The 20405-nt window shown below is 63.0% G+C and carries 14 protein-coding genes; 3 read left to right on the top strand and 11 right to left on the bottom strand.

What is annotated here, in order from left to right:
• Positions 1 to 80 precede the first annotated feature (80 nt).
• From PQQ95_RS25680 to PQQ95_RS25670, 3 genes are all read left to right on the top strand, one after another.
• Positions 81 to 419 (top strand): helix-turn-helix domain-containing protein, encoded by a 339-nt coding sequence (locus tag PQQ95_RS25680; RefSeq protein ID WP_408442214.1) that lies wholly within the window; start codon positions 81 to 83, stop codon positions 417 to 419.
• The gene (locus tag PQQ95_RS25675; RefSeq protein ID WP_408442211.1) at positions 406 to 1662 is read left to right on the top strand and encodes a type II toxin-antitoxin system HipA family toxin; all 1257 of its coding nucleotides are present in this window, start codon (positions 406 to 408) and stop codon (positions 1660 to 1662) included. Before PQQ95_RS25680 ends, PQQ95_RS25675 begins: the two co-directional genes overlap by 14 nt.
• A gap of 180 nt (positions 1663 to 1842) precedes the next feature.
• Positions 1843 to 2700 (top strand): PA4780 family RIO1-like protein kinase, encoded by an 858-nt coding sequence (locus PQQ95_RS25670; RefSeq protein ID WP_408442209.1) that lies wholly within the window; start codon positions 1843 to 1845, stop codon positions 2698 to 2700.
• A gap of 117 nt (positions 2701 to 2817) precedes the next feature.
• On the opposite strand, the gene PQQ95_RS25665 is transcribed toward PQQ95_RS25670, so the two are convergent.
• From PQQ95_RS25665 to PQQ95_RS25615, 11 genes are all read right to left on the bottom strand, one after another.
• Positions 2818 to 3876, bottom strand: coding sequence for a LacI family DNA-binding transcriptional regulator (locus PQQ95_RS25665; RefSeq protein ID WP_408442207.1), 1059 nt, complete (start codon positions 3874 to 3876; stop codon positions 2818 to 2820).
• Between the two features lie 48 nt (positions 3877 to 3924).
• On the bottom strand, positions 3925 to 5103 hold the full coding sequence (locus PQQ95_RS25660) for an ABC transporter ATP-binding protein (RefSeq protein ID WP_408442204.1): 1179 nt from the start codon (positions 5101 to 5103) through the stop codon (positions 3925 to 3927).
• A gap of 41 nt (positions 5104 to 5144) precedes the next feature.
• Complete coding sequence (locus tag PQQ95_RS25655) at positions 5145 to 6065, bottom strand: carbohydrate ABC transporter permease (RefSeq protein ID WP_408442202.1); 921 nt, start codon at positions 6063 to 6065, stop codon at positions 5145 to 5147.
• A complete protein-coding gene (locus PQQ95_RS25650) occupies positions 6065 to 7006 on the bottom strand; it encodes a carbohydrate ABC transporter permease (protein ID WP_408442199.1) in 942 nt (313 codons plus the stop codon). Before PQQ95_RS25650 ends, PQQ95_RS25655 begins: the two co-directional genes overlap by 1 nt.
• Before the next feature lie 9 nt (positions 7007 to 7015).
• Complete coding sequence (locus PQQ95_RS25645) at positions 7016 to 8254, bottom strand: ABC transporter substrate-binding protein (RefSeq protein WP_408442196.1); 1239 nt, start codon at positions 8252 to 8254, stop codon at positions 7016 to 7018.
• 168 nt (positions 8255 to 8422) lie between these two features.
• Positions 8423 to 9832, bottom strand: a complete 1410-nt coding sequence (locus PQQ95_RS25640) for a GH1 family beta-glucosidase (protein WP_408442195.1) — start codon at positions 9830 to 9832, stop codon at positions 8423 to 8425.
• Positions 9833 to 10129: 297 nt separating this feature from the next.
• Positions 10130 to 10927 carry a YfaP family protein gene (locus PQQ95_RS25635; RefSeq protein ID WP_408442193.1) on the bottom strand — a complete coding sequence of 266 codons (798 nt, stop codon included), beginning with the start codon at positions 10925 to 10927 and terminating at the stop codon, positions 10130 to 10132.
• 15 nt (positions 10928 to 10942) lie between these two features.
• Positions 10943 to 12808, bottom strand: a complete 1866-nt coding sequence (locus PQQ95_RS25630; protein ID WP_408442190.1) for a DUF2300 domain-containing protein — start codon at positions 12806 to 12808, stop codon at positions 10943 to 10945.
• 11 nt (positions 12809 to 12819) lie between these two features.
• Positions 12820 to 17661 carry an alpha-2-macroglobulin family protein gene (locus PQQ95_RS25625; RefSeq protein WP_408442187.1) on the bottom strand — a complete coding sequence of 1614 codons (4842 nt, stop codon included), beginning with the start codon at positions 17659 to 17661 and terminating at the stop codon, positions 12820 to 12822.
• On the bottom strand, positions 17658 to 18434 hold the full coding sequence (locus PQQ95_RS25620) for a DUF1175 domain-containing protein (RefSeq protein ID WP_408442184.1): 777 nt from the start codon (positions 18432 to 18434) through the stop codon (positions 17658 to 17660). Before PQQ95_RS25620 ends, PQQ95_RS25625 begins: the two co-directional genes overlap by 4 nt.
• A 72-nt stretch (positions 18435 to 18506) precedes the next feature.
• A complete protein-coding gene (locus tag PQQ95_RS25615; RefSeq protein WP_408442181.1) occupies positions 18507 to 20306 on the bottom strand; it encodes a DUF2138 domain-containing protein in 1800 nt (599 codons plus the stop codon).
• Positions 20307 to 20405 lie beyond the last annotated feature (99 nt).

Raw genomic sequence — 20405 nt, 5'->3', positions numbered from 1 at the left:
TGACATATTCTGGATATTTGCCTAATCTATCGGACATGCCTCGTACCTTTCAACGCCCCTTTCCGTCGGTCGAGAAGCAGATGCGTGCGCTCGGCGAACGGCTAAAACTCGCCCGTCTGCGGCGTGAACTCCCAACCGTTCTGTTCGCCGAAAGGTTGGGCATTTCGCGCGACACGCTGAGCCGCCTCGAAAAAGGCGATCCGAATATTGCGCTCGGCACCTATATGCGGGCGCTTCGCGTGCTGGGCCTGGACAAAGACATGGACGGCGTCGCTCGCGACGACGAACTCGGCCGCAAGTTGCAGGATCTCAAGTTGCCGGGCCAGCGAAAACCGCGCACGAACACGCGCGGCGCCGCGCCTCTCAAAACCGGGCAACCAACAAAAAAACACCCAAAGAAATCAGATGGTCAGCAATAAACCTCGAGATGCGTTCAAGGTATTTCTCGACGCAACCGAACTGAGCGACCTGCAACAGGTCGGCACCTTGTATCGCCAGACTGCGCGCACCGACTTGCCGGCATCGTTTGCCTATGCGAAGAGCTGGGTAGAAGGGCGTAACGCATTCATGCTCGACCCGCGCCTCGAGTTATGGACCGACGAGCAATATCCGCCGGCGAAGTCTGCCGCATTCGGCGTATTCATGGACTCGGCGCCGGACCGCTGGGGGCGCGTGCTGATGGAGCGCCGCGAGGCCGCAGCGGCAGATCGAGAAGACCGGCCCATGCGTAGTCTGCAGGAGATCGATTTTCTACTTGGCGTGCACGACCTGACACGCGTCGGCGCGCTGCGGTTTCAGGACGTGGACGGACATTTTCTCGACAACAGCGCCGACGCCGCACCGCCGGTCACCGATCTCGCGACCCTGGCGTATATCAGCCTGCGCATTGAAGAGGCGGATATCGAAAAACTGCCCGAGTACGAGCAGTGGCTTGCGATGCTGATCGCACCTGGCACCTCGCTCGGCGGCGCGCGCCCGAAAGCCAACTTCACCAGCCTCGGCAATGATCTCTGGATCGCCAAGTTCCCCGCGAAAGACGACCGTTATGACATCGGCGCGTGGGAATACATCGCTCACCGGCTGGCGAGGAACGCCGGCATCTGGGTGCCGCGGTCCGAACTCAAGTATGTCGGCACACGTTATGGCACGTTCTGCGTCGAACGATTCGATCGCCGCGAAGGCAGCCGGCGCATGTACACCTCAGCCATGACCCTGCTCGAACGTCAGGATGGCGAATCGGGAGCCAGCTACCTGGACATTGCCGAGTACCTCGCCGACAACGGCGCACAAGGTCATATCGACGAAGATCTCGCCCAACTCTTCAGAAGAGTCGTCTTCAACGTACTCGTGGGAAACCGGGACGATCACCTACGCAATCACGGCTTCATTCGCGCGGCCTCGGGCTGGCGGCTCTCGCCAGCGTTCGATATGAATCCCAACCCGGGCAAGCGGGAACACGCGCTCACCCTGGACGGTATCAGCGCCCTGCCGGATCTTGAAACCGCGATCGACACCGCTGAGTTTTATCGGCTCGACGACGCAGAAGCGCGCCGCATCACTGCGGAAGTTCAAGACGCCGTCAACACGTGGCGGGAAGAAGCCGCCGCGCTGAATCTACCGCGCCCCGAAATACAGCGAATGGAGTCTGTATTTCAGGCGTGAGGGCTTCGCGTAGCCGCCACAGGTCCAAGGCGTGCCAGTCGCATCCGGCACCTGAACGCTTGCGTTCGGGCACTTGTCGCCACACCCTTTATAATCCGGCATGATCCGAATCCCGCACCACCTCCCCTCGCAATCGGCCGCATACGGCCGATCAGCCCTCCACCGCGCTCCGGTGGTCGCATGAAAACACCTAAACGTCTGCTCCCGCTCGTAGAAGAGGGCCTGATCGACGAAGTCATCTCGCAGTTGATGAGCGGCAAGGAAGCCACCGTCTACGTGGTCCGCAGCGGCGAATCCACGCGCTGCGCGAAAGTCTATAAGGACGCCAAACAGCGCAGTTTCCGCCAGGCCGCGTCCTATCAGCAGGGCCGCAAGGTCAAGAACAGCCGCCAGCAGCGCGCCATGGAAAAAGGCAGCCGCTACGGCCGCGAAGTGCAGGAACAGGCGTGGCAGAACGCGGAAGTCGATGCGCTGTTCCAGCTCGCCAACGCCGGCGTGCGCGTGCCGCAGCCCTTTATCTGCACCGACGGCGTGTTGCTGATGGAATTGGTGACCGATGCGGACGGCAACGTCGCGCCGCGTCTGAACGATGTCGAGATGACCGAAGCACGCGCGCTCGAACTGCACGCGCTGCTGCTCAACCAGGTGGTGCGCATGCTGTGCGCCGGCATGATTCACGGCGACCTGTCCGAATACAACATCCTGCTCGCAACGGACGGCCCGGTGATCATCGACCTGCCGCAAGCCGTGAATGCCGCCGGCAACCTGGAAGCGCCGGCCATGCTGGAGCGCGACGTGAACAACCTCGCCACGTATTTCGGCCGTTTCGCGCCCGCGTTGCTCGATACGCACTACGGCAAGGAAATCTGGTCGCTGTACGAAGCGGGCGCCTTGCACGTGGATAGCAAATTGACCGGCCGTGTCGAACTCGACACCACGCCGATCGATCTCGAAGGCGTGCTACAGGAACTCGAAGACACGCGCCTCGACGAAGAAGCGCGTCTGCGCTACGAACAGTCGCTGCGCAGCGGGACGTAAGCGGCCGCTTAGCGAACGCCTGACGGGCCCCTAAGCTGGGCCGAAGCAGCGACCACGCAATGCACAAACGGTCGATAAGCGCGCCCCGGCGCACCTGCGCGCCGCTTCGCAAACAAGCTACGAAGCAACGCGGCAACCGGCCGCCTTGATCCTGGCCGACGAAGCCGTACCCGGCGCCGGCCCCACCGATTCCCGCATCGTCACGCTCACCGGAAATTCGCGGATGATCTCCCACGAAGTCCGGTAGCACTGATTGACCAGCCAGCGCACCGCGTTCTGCGTCAACTCCGCCGTCGGGATATGCACCGAGGTGAGTCCAGGCGCGGCATAAGCGGCCGAATAATCGTCGTCGTAGCCGATCACCGAGACTTCATGCGGTACGGCAATGCCCGCCTGATGGAAGCGCGCCAGCGCACTCACCGCCATCGTGTCGTTCGCGCAAAAGAGGCCGGTGAAGCGCCGCTTCGAATCGAGCAGCTTCTGCGCGGCAACGTAGCCGCCTTCCGGCGAGAAATCCGATTCGATCAGCGTGACGTTCTCGCGTGCAATGCCCTCGCGCGCCAATTCAGCAAAGAAGCCTTCGAGCCGGATCTGATTGTCCGAGGCGCTGAACGGCCCGGAAATCACCGCGATATCCCGATGCCCATGATCGAGCAGCGTGCGTGCCGCCAGTTCACCGCCGCGCCGATGATCCGCGCAGAACGACGCCTCCGGCAACTGATCGAACGCGCGATTCAGAAACACCATCTTCGGATGCATGCGATGCAGCATGTCCAGATCCTCGTCGTGCAGATCGTGGCTGATCACCACCACGCCATCGCAATCGCGGCCGATCAGAAAACGCACCGCCTCGATAGCCTGCTCGCGCGGCGACACTTCTCCGCAACCGGTCGCCACCACCACATGACGGCGCACCGCGCGCAGTTCGGTATCGGTCTGCTTGAGAATCGTGCCGTAGTAGGAGCCAAAAAAGGTCGGCACGAAAATGCCGATGATGCCGAGCGATTGCGTCGCCATCGCGCGGCCGATGGACGACGGTCGGAAATTCAGCGTTTCGATCGCGGCCTTCACACGCGCGGCGGCATCGGCTGAAATGGGTCCCTTACCGGAAATGGCTCGTGAGGCAGTCGACATGCCGACGCCGGCCAGTGCCGCGACATCCTTGAGTGTTGCCACGCGGTTCTCCGTCAAGCCTGTTGTATTCAACGACGCTGCATCCTGTCACTACAGACGCGCGCCGCCGTCTTCCTCGAACAGAGAAATATGCGCCCTATCGAACGAGAACGTCGCGGCATCGCCTATCGCCACCGGTGTCTTCGTCTGGTCGATCGACGCGATTTGCACTCCATGATAGTCGAGCCAGATGACACGGTGGTTGCCCATCGGCTCGATCAGTGAAATGTTCGCGCGTTCGCTCATTTCCGTACGCAAACCGTCGCCCACATGCACGTCTTCGGCCCGTACGCCGAGTATGCAAGACAGACGATCCGCCGGCAGCTTTTTGAAAGGATAGTGCGACACATCGAGCTGCAAATGCGCCGTGCAAAAGTGTAGCGCGCCGTCGCGCGGCTCAAGCGTGCCTTTGAGCACATTCATCGCGGGCGAGCCCAGAAACGTCGCGACAAACAGATTGTTCGGCCGCGCATAGACTTCGGCCGGCGTGCCGAACTGCTGGATCACGCCACCGCGCATGACCGCCATGCGCGTGGCGAGCGTCATGGCTTCGACCTGATCGTGCGTCACATAGATCATCGTCGCGCCCAGACGCTGGTGCAGTTGCTTGAGCTCGCGACGCAATTCGGTGCGCAATTTGGCGTCGAGATTCGAGAGCGGTTCGTCGAACAGGAATACGTCGGCCTCGCGCACGATCGCACGGCCGATCGCCACGCGCTGCCGTTGGCCACCGGAGAGTTGCGCGGGTTTGCGCTTGAGCAGCGGGCCGAGTTGCAGCATCTCGGAGGCCCGCGCCACACGCCGCTCGATTTCCGCCTTCGGCGTGCCGTTGATACGCAACGCAAACGACAGATTGCGCTCGACGCTCATGGTCGGATACAACGCATAAGACTGGAACACCAGCGCGATACGGCGATCTTTCGGATCGGCCCAGGTCATGTCAACGCCCGCAATCTCGATGCTGCCGTCGGTCACGTCGATCAGGCCCGCGATGCTGTGCAGCAAGGTGGATTTGCCGCAGCCCGAGGGGCCGAGCAGCACCACGAACTCACCCGCGCGCACGTCGAGATCGAGATTCTCGATCACCGTATTCGCGCCCAGCTGGATCTTCAGGTTGCGCACCGATACATTGGCCGGATTCGACAGACCCGCTGCATCCGCCACGTGGCCGAGGTTCGCCGCATCTGCCGGGTTAGTCACGTCTGCCGAGTTTTCCAGCGTATTTGCCATCGCGTTTTCCACGTTCACCCGATTTGTCATGCCCTATCGCCCTATCCCTTGACGGCGCCGGACGCAATGCCGCGCACAAACCAGCGGCCCGAAATGAAGTAGACCGCAAGCGGCACCATCGAGGTCAGAATGGTCGCCGCCATATTGACGTTATAGAGCTTCTCGCCAGTCGTCGTATTGATGATGTTGTTCAATTGCACCGTCATCGGCAGGTTTTTTGTGCCGGCGAACACGAGGCCGAGAATGAAGTCGTTCCAGATGCCCGTCACCTGCATGATGACCGCGACGACGATGATCGGCGTGGACATCGGCAGCATCAGTTGCAAAAAGATGCGCCAGAAACCGCCGCCGTCGATGCGCGCCGCCTTGAACAGCTCCTGCGGAATCGACGCGTAATAGTTGCGAAACAGCAGCGTCATCACCGGCATGCCGAAGATCGTGTGAATCACCACAATACCCGGCAGCGAACTGAACAGATGCACGCTCGCTAGCACGCGCACGAGCGGATAGACCATCACCTGCACCGGAATGAAGGCGCCCATCAACAGCACACCGAATAGCAGCCCGGCGCCGCGCGGCCGCCAGAACGACAGCGCGTAGCCGTTCACCGCGCCGATCATGATCGACAACACCGTGCTCGGCACGACGATACGCACCGAATTCCAGAAACCGACCCGGATGCCGTTGCAATCGAGCCCCGTGCAGGCGGATTGCCACGCGGCGCTCCATGCGTCGAGGGTGAAATGCGCAGGGAATGCGAGCAGATTGCCGAGGCGAATCTCGCTCATCGGTTTCACCGACGTGACGAGCATCACGTACAACGGCAACAGAAAGAACAACGCGGCGGTGAGCAGAAACGCGTAAACGCCCAGACGTGCAGGCGTAAACGTACGGCGCGCACGGCGGCGCCGGCGGCTACGGCTCGGCGAGCCGCCTTTCAGTGGCGGACTGAGCGTGTTCATCACACCTCCTTGCGCAACGCAGCGCGGCTGCGGGCATAGAAGAACGGCGCGAGAATCGCCAGCACCGTGGCGAGCAGCACGATCGACGCGGCCGACGCGAGGCCGATGTTCGCGCGGCCAAACAGGTAGTCCATGATGAACTTCGCCGGCACTTCGCTCGCGGTGCCGGGGCCGCCTTGCGTCATCGCGACCACGGCGTCGTAAAGCTTCACGACCATCACGAAGAGCAGCACGAAAGCGGTGGACATGGACGGTCCGAGCATCGGCACGACAATGCTCGCATACACGCGCCAACGCGGAATCCCGTCGATACGCGCGGCTTTCCACAGTTCGTCGTCGATACCGCGCAGGCCGGCCAGCAGCAGCGCCATCACGAGACCGGATGCCTGCCACACCGTCGCGATGACGATGGTGTAGATCACCCAGTCCTGATCGACGATCCAGTCGAAGCGCGCATGCGCGAAACCGAGCTTGTGCAACACGGCTTGCGCACCCAGCTCAGGATTCAGAATCCACTGCCAGACCAGACCCGTAGCGACGAAGGACATCGCATACGGATAGAGAAACACCGTGCGCAACGCGCCTTCGGCCACCACGCGCTGATCGATGAAAATCGCCAGCAGCAGGCCGATCACCATGCACGCCACAATGAAGCACGCGCCGTAGATCACGATGTTTTGCAGCGACAGCAGCCAGCGGTCGTTATTGAAGAGCCGCGCGTACTGCGTGAGACCCGCGAAGTCGCCGGAAGGAAACGTGCGCGAGTTGCTGAGGGACACGCGCGCGGTCCAGACCATCGTGCCGAGATACGCGAACACGACGGTCAGGACCATCGGCAGCAAGGCCAGCCATGCCGCTATTGGCCAACGCTTTTTTAGCGGCTTTTTCAGCGGCTTCTTGCGTGGTTTGGAACCGGCAGCCTGCAGCTTGAGCGCGTGCATGGCGAGCGCCTAGCTCTTCAACGCACTGGCAAACGCCTTCTGCGCGTCGTCGACCGACTGGTTCTTGTTCCAGAAGTTCGTGATGACGTCGATCAACGCGCCCTGCGTGTCAGGCGATAGCAGCATCTCCGGGTTCGGCAACTGACGCGACTTGTCCTTCATGATCGCCATGCCCTCCTTCGCGCAGATGTCGAGACTGCTCACATCCACATCGGGGCGAATCGGAATCGAGCCCTTCTTCGCGCTGAATGCAACTTGCGCGGCCGGCGAGGTCATCACCGTGGCAAGCAGATTCTGCGCCTTGATTGCGTTGGCATTGTCGGTTTTCGGGAAGACGAATACGTCGCCCGCGACCAGATACGGCGAGTGCGGACCGAAACCCGGGAAGCAGCCGAAGTCTTTGCCGGCAGTCTGATTGGCCGCGGAGAATTCGCCCTTGGCCCAGTCGCCCATGATCTGCACACCGGCCTTGCCGGAGATCACCAGTGCGGTGGCGTCGTTCCAGTTGCGGCCAGGCGAGCCTGCATCGACGAAATCATGCAAGCGCTTGAACTGCGCGAGCACCTTCTTGAACGCATCCGACTTGACCGCGTTCTGGTCGCGATCGCGGTACACCTTCAGATAGAGATCGGGACCGCCGACGTCGGCGAATACGGCGTCGAACGTGATCTTTTCCTGCCACGGCTGACCACCGAGCGCGAGCGGGATCACGCCCGCGGCTTTCAGCTTGCCGAGATCGGCGAGGAATTCATCGTAGCTCTTCGGCTCGGCGGCAATGCCGGCCTTCTGGAACACGGGCTTCGAGTAGAAGAACCAGGCCGGCATGTGAATATCGACTGGCGCGGCGTAGTAATGTCCCTTCACCCTGATGCTGTCGAGAATCGATTGCGGGAACACGCCGTTCCAGTTTTCTTTCGCGGCGACGTCATCGACGTTGTTCAGCAGGCCCTGATCGATCAGGTCGTGAAACTGTTTGGAGGTATTGAACTGCGCGGCGGTGGGTGGATCGCCGCCGACGATCCGGTTGATCGCGGTGGAGCGCGCCTGATCGGCGCCGGCGACCGCGTTGTCGACCCACTGGCCACCGGCCTTGTTATACGCATCGGCGAACTGGCGGATCGCAGCCGACTCGCCGCCCGAGGTCCACCAATGAATCACGTTGGCTTTCAGCGGCTCCGCATGCGCGACGACGCCGTACAACGCCAGTGCCGCAACCACGCTCGCCGTGACCATTTTTCTGCTGTTCATTCCGTCTCCTGTGTCGACCGGAGTTAGCGCTTCAGCGCTTACTCCGGTCCCATGCAAAACGGTCGATCAGAGTTGGCGCTTCAGCGCTTACTCCAATCCCCTGCAACATAGCTGCGCCAGACTTTGCGCCCGTGTTTCAAGTCGACATACAAACCAGCTTCACCGCCGTCAAACCCGTGCCTTACGCTCCTTCAAAAATTTCGCCACCAGCTCCGCGCTGCGTTTAACCGTGCGTTTCTGCGTACTGTAGTCGACATGTACGACACCAAAGCGACGCTCATACCCAAACGCCCACTCAAAGTTGTCCATCAGCGACCATAGAAAGTAACCGCGAATATCCACACCAGCCTTGATCGCCTGATCAACCGCCGCGAGATGGCGCTTGAGGAATGCAATGCGCTGCGTATCGTCAACCTGCCCGTCGATCACCTGATCGTCCGAGGCCATGCCGTTCTCGGTGATGTAGATCGGCGGCAGGTTCGGATACGTGCTGTTGAAACCCGTCAGCAGATCGCGCAAGCCGTCGGGATACACCTCCCAACCCATCTGCGTGCGCTCGACGCCTTCGAGCGGCACGTCCCGGAATCCATGCGCGCCGTCGCTCGCAACATTGGTGCGGAAATAATAGTTGATGCCGAGAAAATCGAGCGGCGCGGACATGGTCTGCATGTCGCCGTCGAGCACCAATGGCTCGGTGCCCGGCCACAACTCGAACAGGTCCTGCGGATACGTGCCCTTGAGGAGCGGATCGAGAATCCACGCATTGTGCTGGACTTCGAACAGATGCGCGGCACGCTGGTCCGCGTCGCTGTCGCTATTGGCCGTCCCGCGGCCGATGTTGGCGACAATCCCTTTCTGCGAGGCCGGATCGTTGGCGCGCAATACCGGAATCGCGAGGCCGTGTGCGAGCAGCAGATGATGCATCGCCTGCGTCGCAAAACGGCCGTTGGCGAGGCCCGGGGCATGGTGGCCGTTGCCGTAGCCGAGATAGGCCGAGCACCATGGCTCGTTGAGCGTCGCCCATGCATCGACCGTGCCGGCCAGTTCGCGGCTCATCAGGTCGGCGTAGTCGGCGAAACGGTAAGCGGTGTCGCGGTTGAGCCAGCCGCCGCGATCTTCCAGATGCTGCGGCAGGTCCCAGTGATAGAGCGTCACGAAGGTCGTGATGCCCTTCTCCTTCAGGCGGTTCAGGAGACGCTTGTAGAAGTCGAGCCCTTTTCGGTTCGGCACGCCGGCCGCGTCCATCACGCGCGGCCATGCGATCGAAAGCCGATAGCCTTCGAGGCCGAGCGAGGCCAGCATATCGATGTCCGCTTCCCAGCGATGATAGTGATCGCAGGCAACGGCGCCGGTGTCGCCGGCCAGCACCTTGCCGGGTTTCGCCGAGAAGATGTCCCAGATCGATGGCAGACGGCCGTCTTCATTCACCGCGCCTTCGATCTGATACGAAGCCGTGGCCGCGCCAAGGAGAAAGTTTTTGTGCCACAGCGAAGAGTCCGCGGGCGGCGTGAAGGGATCGGCGCGGGCGGCGAAGTCGCCGGATAGTGCGTCGGATACAGCGGATGCGTCGTTTGCCACGGATTCTCTCCTGCGCTGAGGTCGTTGAACCGGGTACGGCAAAACTCGATGTGGAAGCTGCCCGGAAGTCACCTGGCAGCTTGAGTGGAAGCGCTTCCACAAGGACCAGCGAACGATAGCAGTGGCCGATTGAACGCAGCAATCAGGGTTTGTCTGGAGAGGGAACTGGCATGCACGGCACTGGGATGCGCCGTGCATCGAGGTAGTGTCTGAACCGCTGTCGAAACGCAGCTGCATGCCAGGCGTCGTATTGCCGATGACATGGCGCCTCACCGGCAACAGATAGAAGCACTGACTTTATGGCATCACAAATGTTTTCACGAGCGTCAGTTCGCCCGGCTTACGCATCGGCACCCGAATGGTTTCGCTCTTCTCGTTCGGCGTGTTCTCGTTCGTGATGATCGTCACCTGCGCGACGGTCATATCGCTGCCGCTATTCCCGTTACCGTAGTAATTCACATAGACCAGATACGTGCCCTTCAAAGGCGCCGCCGACGAGTAAATCTCAGGCCCATAGCCGGTCGTCACATCCACGTCGAGCGCGCCGCCGTTCGGCGCGACACGGTCGCCATACCAGGTATGCACGCCGTCCGGCGACACCACGTGCAAGTCCAGATCGGTGCCGTCGGTATCCCATGCGAGCAGCACGCGCAACCTGGGTTGCGTCTTGCCGCTATAGGCGTCGTAAAACTGCACGCGCTTGCGCGAGCCGTCCGGCGCCCGCAGTTCCACGCTGTTGCTGCCGGACGGAAACGCGTAAGGCCGCGAAAACTTGCCGTCTTCCTCCACCCGCTGCGGCAACGGCGTGCCGTCGACCACCAGCGTGCCCACCGTAGTGCCCTTCTTCTTCGGCGTGTTGCGAATCTGCCCTTCGATCAGCGCAAACTTCGACTGTCCTTCCGGCGTCGATACCGACACCGCCGGGTAGTGCACGTCCTGCGTATAACGTTCGCTATCGCCGCTGGTGTTGCGCCAGCCGTTCAACGGCGCGCCGACGTCGATATCGCTCGCGTGCGCCACGGCCGCGGCCTGCAGGCAGGCGACGGCGAGCATCATCCAGCCCGCCCTCACCCACCCCGTCGTCTTGACCTTCATCGTCACTGCTCCTGTTCATTGGATCGGATTGTCGGTACGGATCAGCGTGCGCGCCGTACGTTCGACGAATTCTTCATCGAGGCCACGCGGATGGTGCTGGAACGCGAGGTGAATATATTCATGCGCCAGCGCGATACGGTCCTCTTCGCTCTGCAAGCGGTACACGTACACGCGATTGCGCTGCGCATCGGCATACGGCCGCCCTTCACGCACCGCGCACACGGCCGGCAGATCGGGCGTCTCGTAGCCCGCCGCGCCGTCCATGCGCCGCGCCCACAACGGCGCGTTGTGTTGCAGCCATTGCTGGGCGCCGGCCACCTGGACGCAATCGCCGGACAACGGGCTTTCGAACGACGTCAAGGTTGCTTGCGGCCAGGTGCGCGACAAAATGGTGTCGAAAGTGAGGCCGGTTTGCGCGGACGCTTTCGCGGCGAGCCAGCTCATCTGACCGGGCGCGGCCTTGTCATGGTGATACTGAACCGGCACGCCGGTGAGCACCAGCGCGTCGGTCAGATCCGCGGCACGACGCGCGGCGGCGGTCGGCATGCGCGGCAGGACGCGCTGCGTGCTGCTGCTGTCGTCGATACGAAAGCAGCCGTGATCGTGATTGCCATGCTGCACGACGTAGGAGCGCGCCGCCACCGCCAACGCCTTGGCCGCTTCCGGCTGGCTCGTGTCGCCTTCCCGCTCGACCACCCGCGCGACGTAGTCGTTCATGCCGAAACGGCCGACCACTTGCGGCGCACCGGCAGCGTCGCGATCGAGCCGCAGTTCGCCATGGCTTTCCACACGCGCCCAATTGCCGTTGACGAAGCCGATCCGGAACTCACCACGCAGCGGACCCTCCGGCACCTCGGCCGCGCCCTTGTCGCCCAGCACCTCGCGAATCGGATAACGGCTGAAGAAATCGACCAGCACGCACGCGTTGTCGTCCGGCACGGCGACCTGGGTGAGCAACGGTGCGATGCGCGGCGCGGCGGCGGCCAGCACGCGTGCGCTGCCGCCGGGGCCGCCGAGCCACACCGGCGTGCCGTCCGCGAGCCAGCCTGCCGCGCCGCCGATCGAGGCACCCGGCCGCGCGGGATCCGGCATCGTCCAGGTCTTGGCGCGCAGCAGACTGCCATATAGCGACACGGTGCCTTCGCCGCGCCCGCTCGTCAGCACCGACACCAGCGTACTCGCCGCCGCTTCGCGCGGCCGTGCCGGCATCGCCTGCAAGGCCGCGAGCAAATCGGTCACCGGCACGCGGCGCGCCGGCGTCATCGCATGAAGGTCGCGCAGCCACGCAGGTGCATGCGCGGCGGTCCAATACTTGCGCCAGTCGGCTGAATCGAGTTGCAGGCGCGCGGGTTCGAAAAAGCGTCCGCACGATTGCACCAGCGCATGTTCGCGGTCGATGCGACCGCCCGTCATGCAGCAATACACCTCTTCAGGATCGCCGCCACGGCAGGCGTAATCCGGCGTGGCGATATGGCGATCGACCAGATAACCGTAGACGAACAGCTTCCACACGCTGCCGAGCGGCGTCTCGAACGTCGCCGGCAAGGGGCGCGCAGACTGCGGTGAAAGCCCTTGCGCGACGCCGCCGGCGTTAAACTGCCAAAGCTGCGATTGACCGTCACGCAACCAGGCGAAGCGCAGTATTGACGCTGAGGATGCAGCAGACGACGAGGTTGGCGCTGGGGTCGACGCATTTAGCGATGAACCCGCCGCCAACTTTGACGACGCGATCGGCAACGACGTTGCCCCCGCAGCCAGTGACGCAGTCGACGCTGCCATCACCGCACCCGCACCACTCAAAACACATCCGGCTCCCACGGCGAGCGCAACCCGCAGCATAGCTGCCAGGGAGTCGCGCGAGGGTCGAAGAGCGGAGAGCATAACCATCTCGCTTACTGGATACGCAAGGTCGTCACGCGATCGCTCTTGCCGCCTTCGAACGCCTTGGCGTCCGGCTGATACATGCGGAAGTAGCGTGCGGGCGGCAACGCGAACGTGCCCGGCAATGCAAAGCGCACCAGTTGCCGCAGCGTCACCGGACGATCGAGCAACGGCACCGGCTGGTGATAGGCCAGCTCACCCATCTCGTACGACGCGGCACGCACGAACGGCTGCGGACCGCTGGTCCCTTCCTTGCCGCCCGGCAGCCCGTCAATCGACACACCCCAGCTGGTCGCCTCGACATCGCCGCCCGGCGGCAGCGGCACGTCGAGCAGGCCATAGTGGTAAGCGTTGCCGGAGCGCGGCGTGAGCGTGACTTCGTCGACATACAGCGCATTGCCGTCGATTGCATCGCCCTGTTTGACGAGGCGCGCGGTAAATGCCGAGCGACCCAGTTGGCTCTCGGCGTCGCCCGCCTTCTTCGGATCGACCTTCACTTCGAGCGGTTCCAGCTTATAGAAACGACGTTCGACGGTGATATTCAGCCGGCTGTCCTCGCTCGTATGACTGCGGAACGAAACCAGCGCGTTCACGTCGGTGCGCGCGGCGCCTGCATCGAGCGTGGTTGGCAATCCCGCAAGAGGACTTCCTTCGGAACGCGCAGCACCGGTCCACTTCCACAGCGGCGTGCCGGTTGGCGTCACGGTGCGTGTCCAGCCCGCACCTTGCAACGACGGCAGCGAGGCCGGCGCCGTGTCGCCACCGAGCGCTTTGCGCAGCCACAGCAACGTCAACGCACGATCGAGCGTGGGGTAGTCGGCGCTGCTCTTCGCGAGCAACGCGGAAGCATCGATCGCCGCGCCGCCATTATCGCCATTAGCGCCCGTCATATAAAGCAGACTTTGCACAAGCGGTGCGGGATCGTTAGCCAATGCCGTGCGCGCAGCACTCGCCGCGGCATCGAAGCCGTCCGGCAGTTGAGCACTCGCACTGCGCGCCATGTTGGCGACCAGCAGCGTTGCCATCTGCTTGCCACGCGGCGAATCGGCTTGCGCGAACACGATGCTGTCCGACGCGCCATACGTGCCGTTGCGCGCAGGGGCCCCAGCGTTGCCTGAAGGATTGCCCGCAGCCGCCGCATCACTCTGCAAATCCGCCGCGACACCCGACACCGGCGTCGCGACCGGCAGGCCCATCTGCTGCATCAGCCACAGCGCCAACGCGCGATGCAGCAGCGGTTCTTTCGCGCCGGCATCGCGATAGACGTCCATCGCATGCTGCCAGTTGTCGGCGGGCAGCGCAATGCCGAGGCTGCGGCTCGCGAGCCAGTCCGCGTAGTACGCGTAGGCGGTAATCAGCGAACTGCCGCCGGTCGTATCGCCCCACCAGCCGAACGTGCCGCCGACGCCCGCCAGCATCGCCAGACGTTGCCGCTGATTACGCAACAGCGCTTCGAGTCCCTGTGTCGCACTCGCATTGTCGCCGCGGCCGATGGCGTCGTGAGCGAGCGCCAAAGGAATCAGGCGGCTCGAGGTCTGCTCGGCGCAACCGTACGGATAGTTGATCAGATCGTCGGCGACACGCGCGAATTGGCTCGCGGCGCTGCCGATGAAACGCACGCTGACGTCCTGCGCATCTGGCGGCAGATTGAGTGGCTTGTTCGAGCCGTCGAGCGCTACGGTGTTTTGATGCAGATCGAGCCAGCCGCTCGCATCGAGCTGAATGGTGGTCTGCAAGCGATCCACCTCCTTGCCCGCCCGGCGCAAGCTCGCGTTGATCACCCCCGCCTTCAACGCGCCGGTCGGCAGACGAAGGTAGTTCGCGCCGCGCTTGAGCGTGACCTTCTGGTTCAACGAGAGACCGCCGCCATCGACCACCCACTCCGCGTCCATATCCGCATCGGTCTGATTGAACGCGATCATGTCAATGGCCGGCTGATCGTTGACGCGGAAATGCGAAGGCCCGCTCCACTTGAGATACAGCGCCTTGTCCGAACGCACATACGCGGTACGTTGACCGACCATGCCGTCCGGCGCCGCCGCGCGCACGGTGACGCGCCAGCGGGCCAGCGAGTCCGGCATCCTGAAGGTCATGGTGGCGTGACCGTTCGCGTCGGTCTTCAGCGTGCCTTCCCACGCAGCCGTGTCCTGATCATCGCGACGCGGCCGTTCGAGCACCTTCACGCCGCGCTCGTTGTAGTTGGCGCGTTGCGGGCCGCCCGGTGCGCCCTTCAACGGCGAGCGCGCGAGGTCGTACGTAATGAACGAGAGACTCGACGAGGTCCGCACATTGTTGCGACGCGGATGATAGAAAAAGTCGACGATGTTCGGCGCGATTTCCGGCTGCAGCACGTAGACCATTTCATCGACCACGCTCACCGTCAGATTCGCCGCTTCCGGCTTGCCGTTCAGCGTGCTGTCGAAGTTGAGCGTGACCGTATCGCCCGGACCGTACACCGGTTTGTCGCTCTTCACGTTCAGTTCGATCTGCGGCTGCGCGACCACGATGCCCGCGTTCTGGAACACGTATTCGCCGGCGTGCACGTACAGCACCGAGAACGTCATGTTCGGCGCGAATGCTTCGCTGACCTTGATGCGCGCCTTCCATTGCGAAGGCGCCACGCGTTGCAGTTGCAGCCAGTCGCCGCCGGCCGTCAGCAACGCGCGATGCTCGACGTTGTCGCGCTCCAGCGTCAGGAGCGCGTCGTCGACCGGCATCGGGAAAGTAATCAGCGCCTCGGCGGTATCGCCGATCCTGTACCGGTCGCGATCGAACACGATCTCGACGCTGCCCGGAATTGCCTTCAGACCGTCACCCGCCACCCAATGGCTCGTGGCAGCGAGCAGATTGCCCGTGTCGTCCTTGACCGACAGCGTGTACGAACCCGGTTCGTCGAGTTGCACCGGGAACGACAGCTTGCCGCCCGCCGTTGCGTCTTTGATTGTGCCTTCGCCATGAGTCTGCGATTCAAGACGTGTCCACTCCCACTTGACCGGCGCATGCGAAGACGGATCGATCGTACCGAGCGCTTGCAGGTCGAAATTGACCACTTCCTTCGGTTGCGAAAACGACTTGGCCGTTGACAGACGATAAGGTGTCGCGCCGCGCGCGATCAATACCTCGCGCGTCACACGCACCTTGTAGGCCGCACCGTCCTGCGCGAACAGCGTCAACGCATAGCGGCTCGGTTCTTTCGCGGCGGGCAACGTGAGGTTTGCGTTGCCGTCGCTATCGGTCGTGAGTTCCTGCTGTTCCAGCTTGACCGGAAACAACCCTGCATAGCGCAATTCACCGTCGACGATTGTCACTTTCTGTGCGCGCAGCGTGACCGAAATCTTGCTGTCGCGCACCGGTTTGCCATCCGGATAGCGCAACTGGATCTTGCCCTTCAACTGCTCACCCGTCGCATAGTCCGCTTTATCCATCGACAGGTTGACGTCGAAATGCGGCTTCACATATTCGGCGACGCGAAATGCGCTGCCGTATACATCGCCGTTGTAATCGAAGCGCAGCGTATAGCCGCCGGCGGTGGCATCGGCGGGCAGCGTGAAAGACGCATCCGCGCCCGTGTCGGAAGCAAAATGCACCTTGCTGGTCGCCACCGGTGCGCCGTTCGGGTCGAGCACGTCGAGCTTGATATCGGCTTCTGCAGGCGCGGTGGATTGCGTCGCGTTCTGGAACGTGCGGCCGATGAACTTCACATGCACCGCGTCGCCGGGCCGGTACATCGGACGATCGGTCACCGCGTAGATCTTGGTGTTGTAGATCTCGCTGTCGTAGTAGAAATTCTCCGAAACGAACACGCCGCCTTGCGGATCGGTGCCGAGCACATAGCTGCGCTCAGGGCTCACGTGTTGCAACACCAGCGCGCCGTCGCTGCCGGTGGCGCCGCTTTGCAGCACGCCTACGCCGTCGGTCCAGTTCACGTCGGTATTCGCCACCGGTTTGCCGTTATCGCGCCGCGTGGTCCACACCAGCATGCCGCTCGATGCCGCTTTCACGACCGCGACCGTGTCCGACACGAACAGCAACGTATGCGCGCGATAGTTGCCGATCACCGCTTCGACGATATACAGCCCCGGCGGCAGCTTGCCCACCGGAATCATCACGTTGCCCGAACTCGCTTCGATAAAGTTACTGCTGCTGCCTTCGAGATTCACGCCCTTCGGCGGCTCGATCACCTTCGCGTCCCAGATCGGATAGCGAAAGCGCGCGACCATGTCATAGCCTTTCAGCGGCGCGAACTGCGAGTTCTGCTGGAATTGCGTCTGCTTGCCGGTCTGCTCGCCGAGCTTGAATTGCGGCGCGGCTTCGGTCGCCTTGCTGCGCGTCGCGAACGACAACACACGCTGCCAGGCGCGGCGTGCTTCGGTGAACCAGCGGTCCCACAGATAAGCCAGCGTATTCGCGAGGCCCTCGCCCTGATAATTCGGCGCGACGTTCAGGCGATGCAGATTCTTCTGCGCCTTCAAAAAGTCCAACGGCTTGGGCACGCGATACACGACGATATCCGCCCCGCCGTACGCTTGCAGCGCGTCCTTGAACTCGCGGCCGGGCGCTTCGAGCCGCACCTGCGCCAACTGATCGCTGCCGAAGCTCGCATCCGAGAGCAGGAAGAACGGCTGGCCGTCGACCTTCTGCGACGCGTAGTTACTCGATGGCGCCGTTTGCAGCGTCGGATTCGCGGCAATGTTGGCGTCGGCGGCACTGCTCGAAGCGGCGTCGTCGGCATAGGCCGTTGGTGCGATGGCGAGCGCCATGGCCGCGAAGAGCGCGACTACGGTGAGGCCCGCGCGACGTTTCAGGTTGCCGAGCCAGGCGCGCGACGCAGTGACGGAATTCATTCGGGTCATGGTGTCAGAAAGTCCAAACGAAACACGCCAACGAAATTCGGATTGCCGTCGAGCGGCTGCCAGCGGGAATCTTTCCATTGCATCAGATCGGAGACGGCCACGGCGCGCAGACCGGTATCGGTCGGCGTAACGGTGCCTGTGTGATAAGCGATGTAGCGATCCAGCCAGATCATCAGATGCTGGTCGTCGCCCTGGTCGAAGAACAACAGATCGCCGGGCAGCGCCTGGTTCACGTCTTTCGAAATAAAACGGCTATTGCGTTGAATCAGTGCGATCGCCGATGCGTACGCGCCGGTGGAACCGTCGAGCCGGGTCCAGCGATTCGCGATTCCGCGTTGCGATGCGGACAACTGCAACTCGGGCGGCATGCTGCTGGTGTCCGCGAGACTGGTCATGCCGTTCGCGCGCAGCCATCTGGTGTCATGCGGCTTGAGCGTCTCGCCGACGGCGAAGCGCACGAGGCCCGCGCAGTCGCGCTGAGTCCAGCGCGGCGTCGGGCCGCGGCGCATTTGCTGGTCGACGATACGCACGAACCACGCGCGAAATGCAGCGGATTGCTGCGGCGAGAGCGCGTCCGGGTCGGGCGATGCGGCGGTGCTGGTGAGCGCGTTCGCGTACGGCGCGAGGCTGGCCATCACGAGCGCGGACGCGGCGCGCGCGAGCCACGTGCGGCGCGACGTGCGGGCCGTATCGACCCTACGCGACGTAGCGCCCGTGGCGGGCGTCTCGAAGGCGTCCACGACCCCATGCACACCGGGCGCGGGCTCGGACATATCCTCACGTGCCTGCGCCTGCCTGCACGCATTCGCCGTGAATGCCACGTCGGGAACGCCAAGGCTGCGCACTTAGTCGCCCTCGGTGCCGGGCTGATCCGCCGGTGCATCTGCCACACCGGCGTCCGCACCGCCACTGGCACCCGCCTTCGCGCGATCGAACCACCACTCCACCGGTACCCAACCCGTCGAAGCCGGCAGGTTCTGCGGCAGCGTCAACGAAACCGGCGGGTAGTGTGCGAGCGCGTGCAGCTTCGGCACGAGATGGGTGCGCGACGCATTGCGAAACACCGCTTCCTGATCGGCGGGCAACGCCGCGCCCGCTTCGCGTTCGATCAACGCAGCCGCGGACGAAGGCGTCAGCGTGAGAATCGTGCGCGGCAGACGCTGCGGCGCGAGCGTATCGGCAAGCGCCGGATAGCGCTTGTCGAGCACGGCGAGCGTGTCGTCGACCAGACGTGAATCAGGAGAGAAAATCAGATAACCATGCGCCAGTGCGAGCGTGACCGGGAAATAGCGCTCTGCCGACAACTGCGATGCGAACGACGCTTTACTGGACAACGCAGTACCGGACAACGCACTGACCGGCCGTTGCCACACGGTAATGCCCGTGCCCTGGTCATGCTTCGTGACCGGCAAGCGGCGATAGCCCGAATCGGTGTCACCGGATTGGGCGGCCTTCGCCTCATACGCGCCGATCACCTCGCCGAAGGTCTTGCCGAGCGCGGTCTTAAGCGCTGCAATGCTCGCCGCGTCCTCCGCCTTCACGCGCGCGACGAACACCGGCGCGACCAGTGTGGACTTCGCATACCAGCAGACGGCCGCGGGGCCGGTGAGTTGATCGCCGATTGCAGCCGCGCCATCCGCGCCCACATCGGCCACCTTGCCCAACAAACCCGACGCTTCTTTCCAGTCTGCCGGCAAGCTCGTGCACGCCGCCGGATTAGCCGGCAACGCGCGCCACAAGTCGGCGCTATTCCACGCCCGCGGTAACTTGCCCGGCTCGATCAAAGCGGAGGTCTGCCAGTTCGCCGCAGCGCCGCCGTTCGGCGAAAAATCGAATCGCAGTGCGTCGATACCGGAGAAAAATGCCTGATAGCCGAACGACAAATAATTGGCCGACACCACCAGCCGGTGTCCCTTCGGCGCATCGCCCGGCGCGTCCAGCTGATCCAGCTGATAGGCACGCGCCGCGTCGTCACGGCCGGAAGAAAGCATCTCTGACACGGCATCGGCCCGCTCGCCCAGCAAGCTGCCTTTCGCGTCGAGCAGCACGCCCGGAGCGGACATCACGACAAGGCGGTCGTCTTTCGTTGCGAACAAAATCGTGCGGCCAACCGCCAGCTTCAACGCATAGACCGGCACGTCGCCGGAGAGTTTGGCGACCTGGCTCAACTGCGCGTCGCTCGCGGCGACGTTGCCGAAGCCTTGCAGCAGCTTCGCCAGACCGTTACGGTGAATCGACATCACCCAGTAACCGAGGCGGCCATCCGGCGAGCGCCACAGCAGCACGTGCGCGGGTTCGTCGAATACGCGGCGGATCAGTTCGTCACGCCAGTCGAGTTGATGTTCGAACGCGAGACGACGCAGCGCGCCTTCCGTGGACAGCCGCGTATCGCTCGATTCGTAATAGTCAACGAAGTCCTGAGTCAGCACGTCGTGCAACAGCGGCACACGCAGGATGTCGCGCGGCAGACGCGAGACCGCTTCGCTGTCGATCACCGCATCCGGGTGATGAATATCGAGCACGATTTCGCTGGTCCCGGCGGCTTTGCGATGCGCAAATGGACGCCACACCGCCTGAATGACGATGCCGGCCACGACCAGAAGACCGACCACCAGGATTGCAATCTTTTTTCGCGACATCTTCATCTGATTTTTTCTGGTTCGATGCGACGGTATTAACGTGGACGGCCGATGAATTAACTCATCGAAATCATTCGCCGAAGCCAGCGATCATAACCGATATTT

The organism is Paraburkholderia caffeinilytica, from assembly GCF_046030355.1.
Lineage (GTDB): Bacteria > Pseudomonadota > Gammaproteobacteria > Burkholderiales > Burkholderiaceae > Paraburkholderia > Paraburkholderia caffeinilytica_B.
Note: the sequence above shows the minus strand (reverse complement) of the source record. Positions and strands in the feature narration are given on the sequence as shown.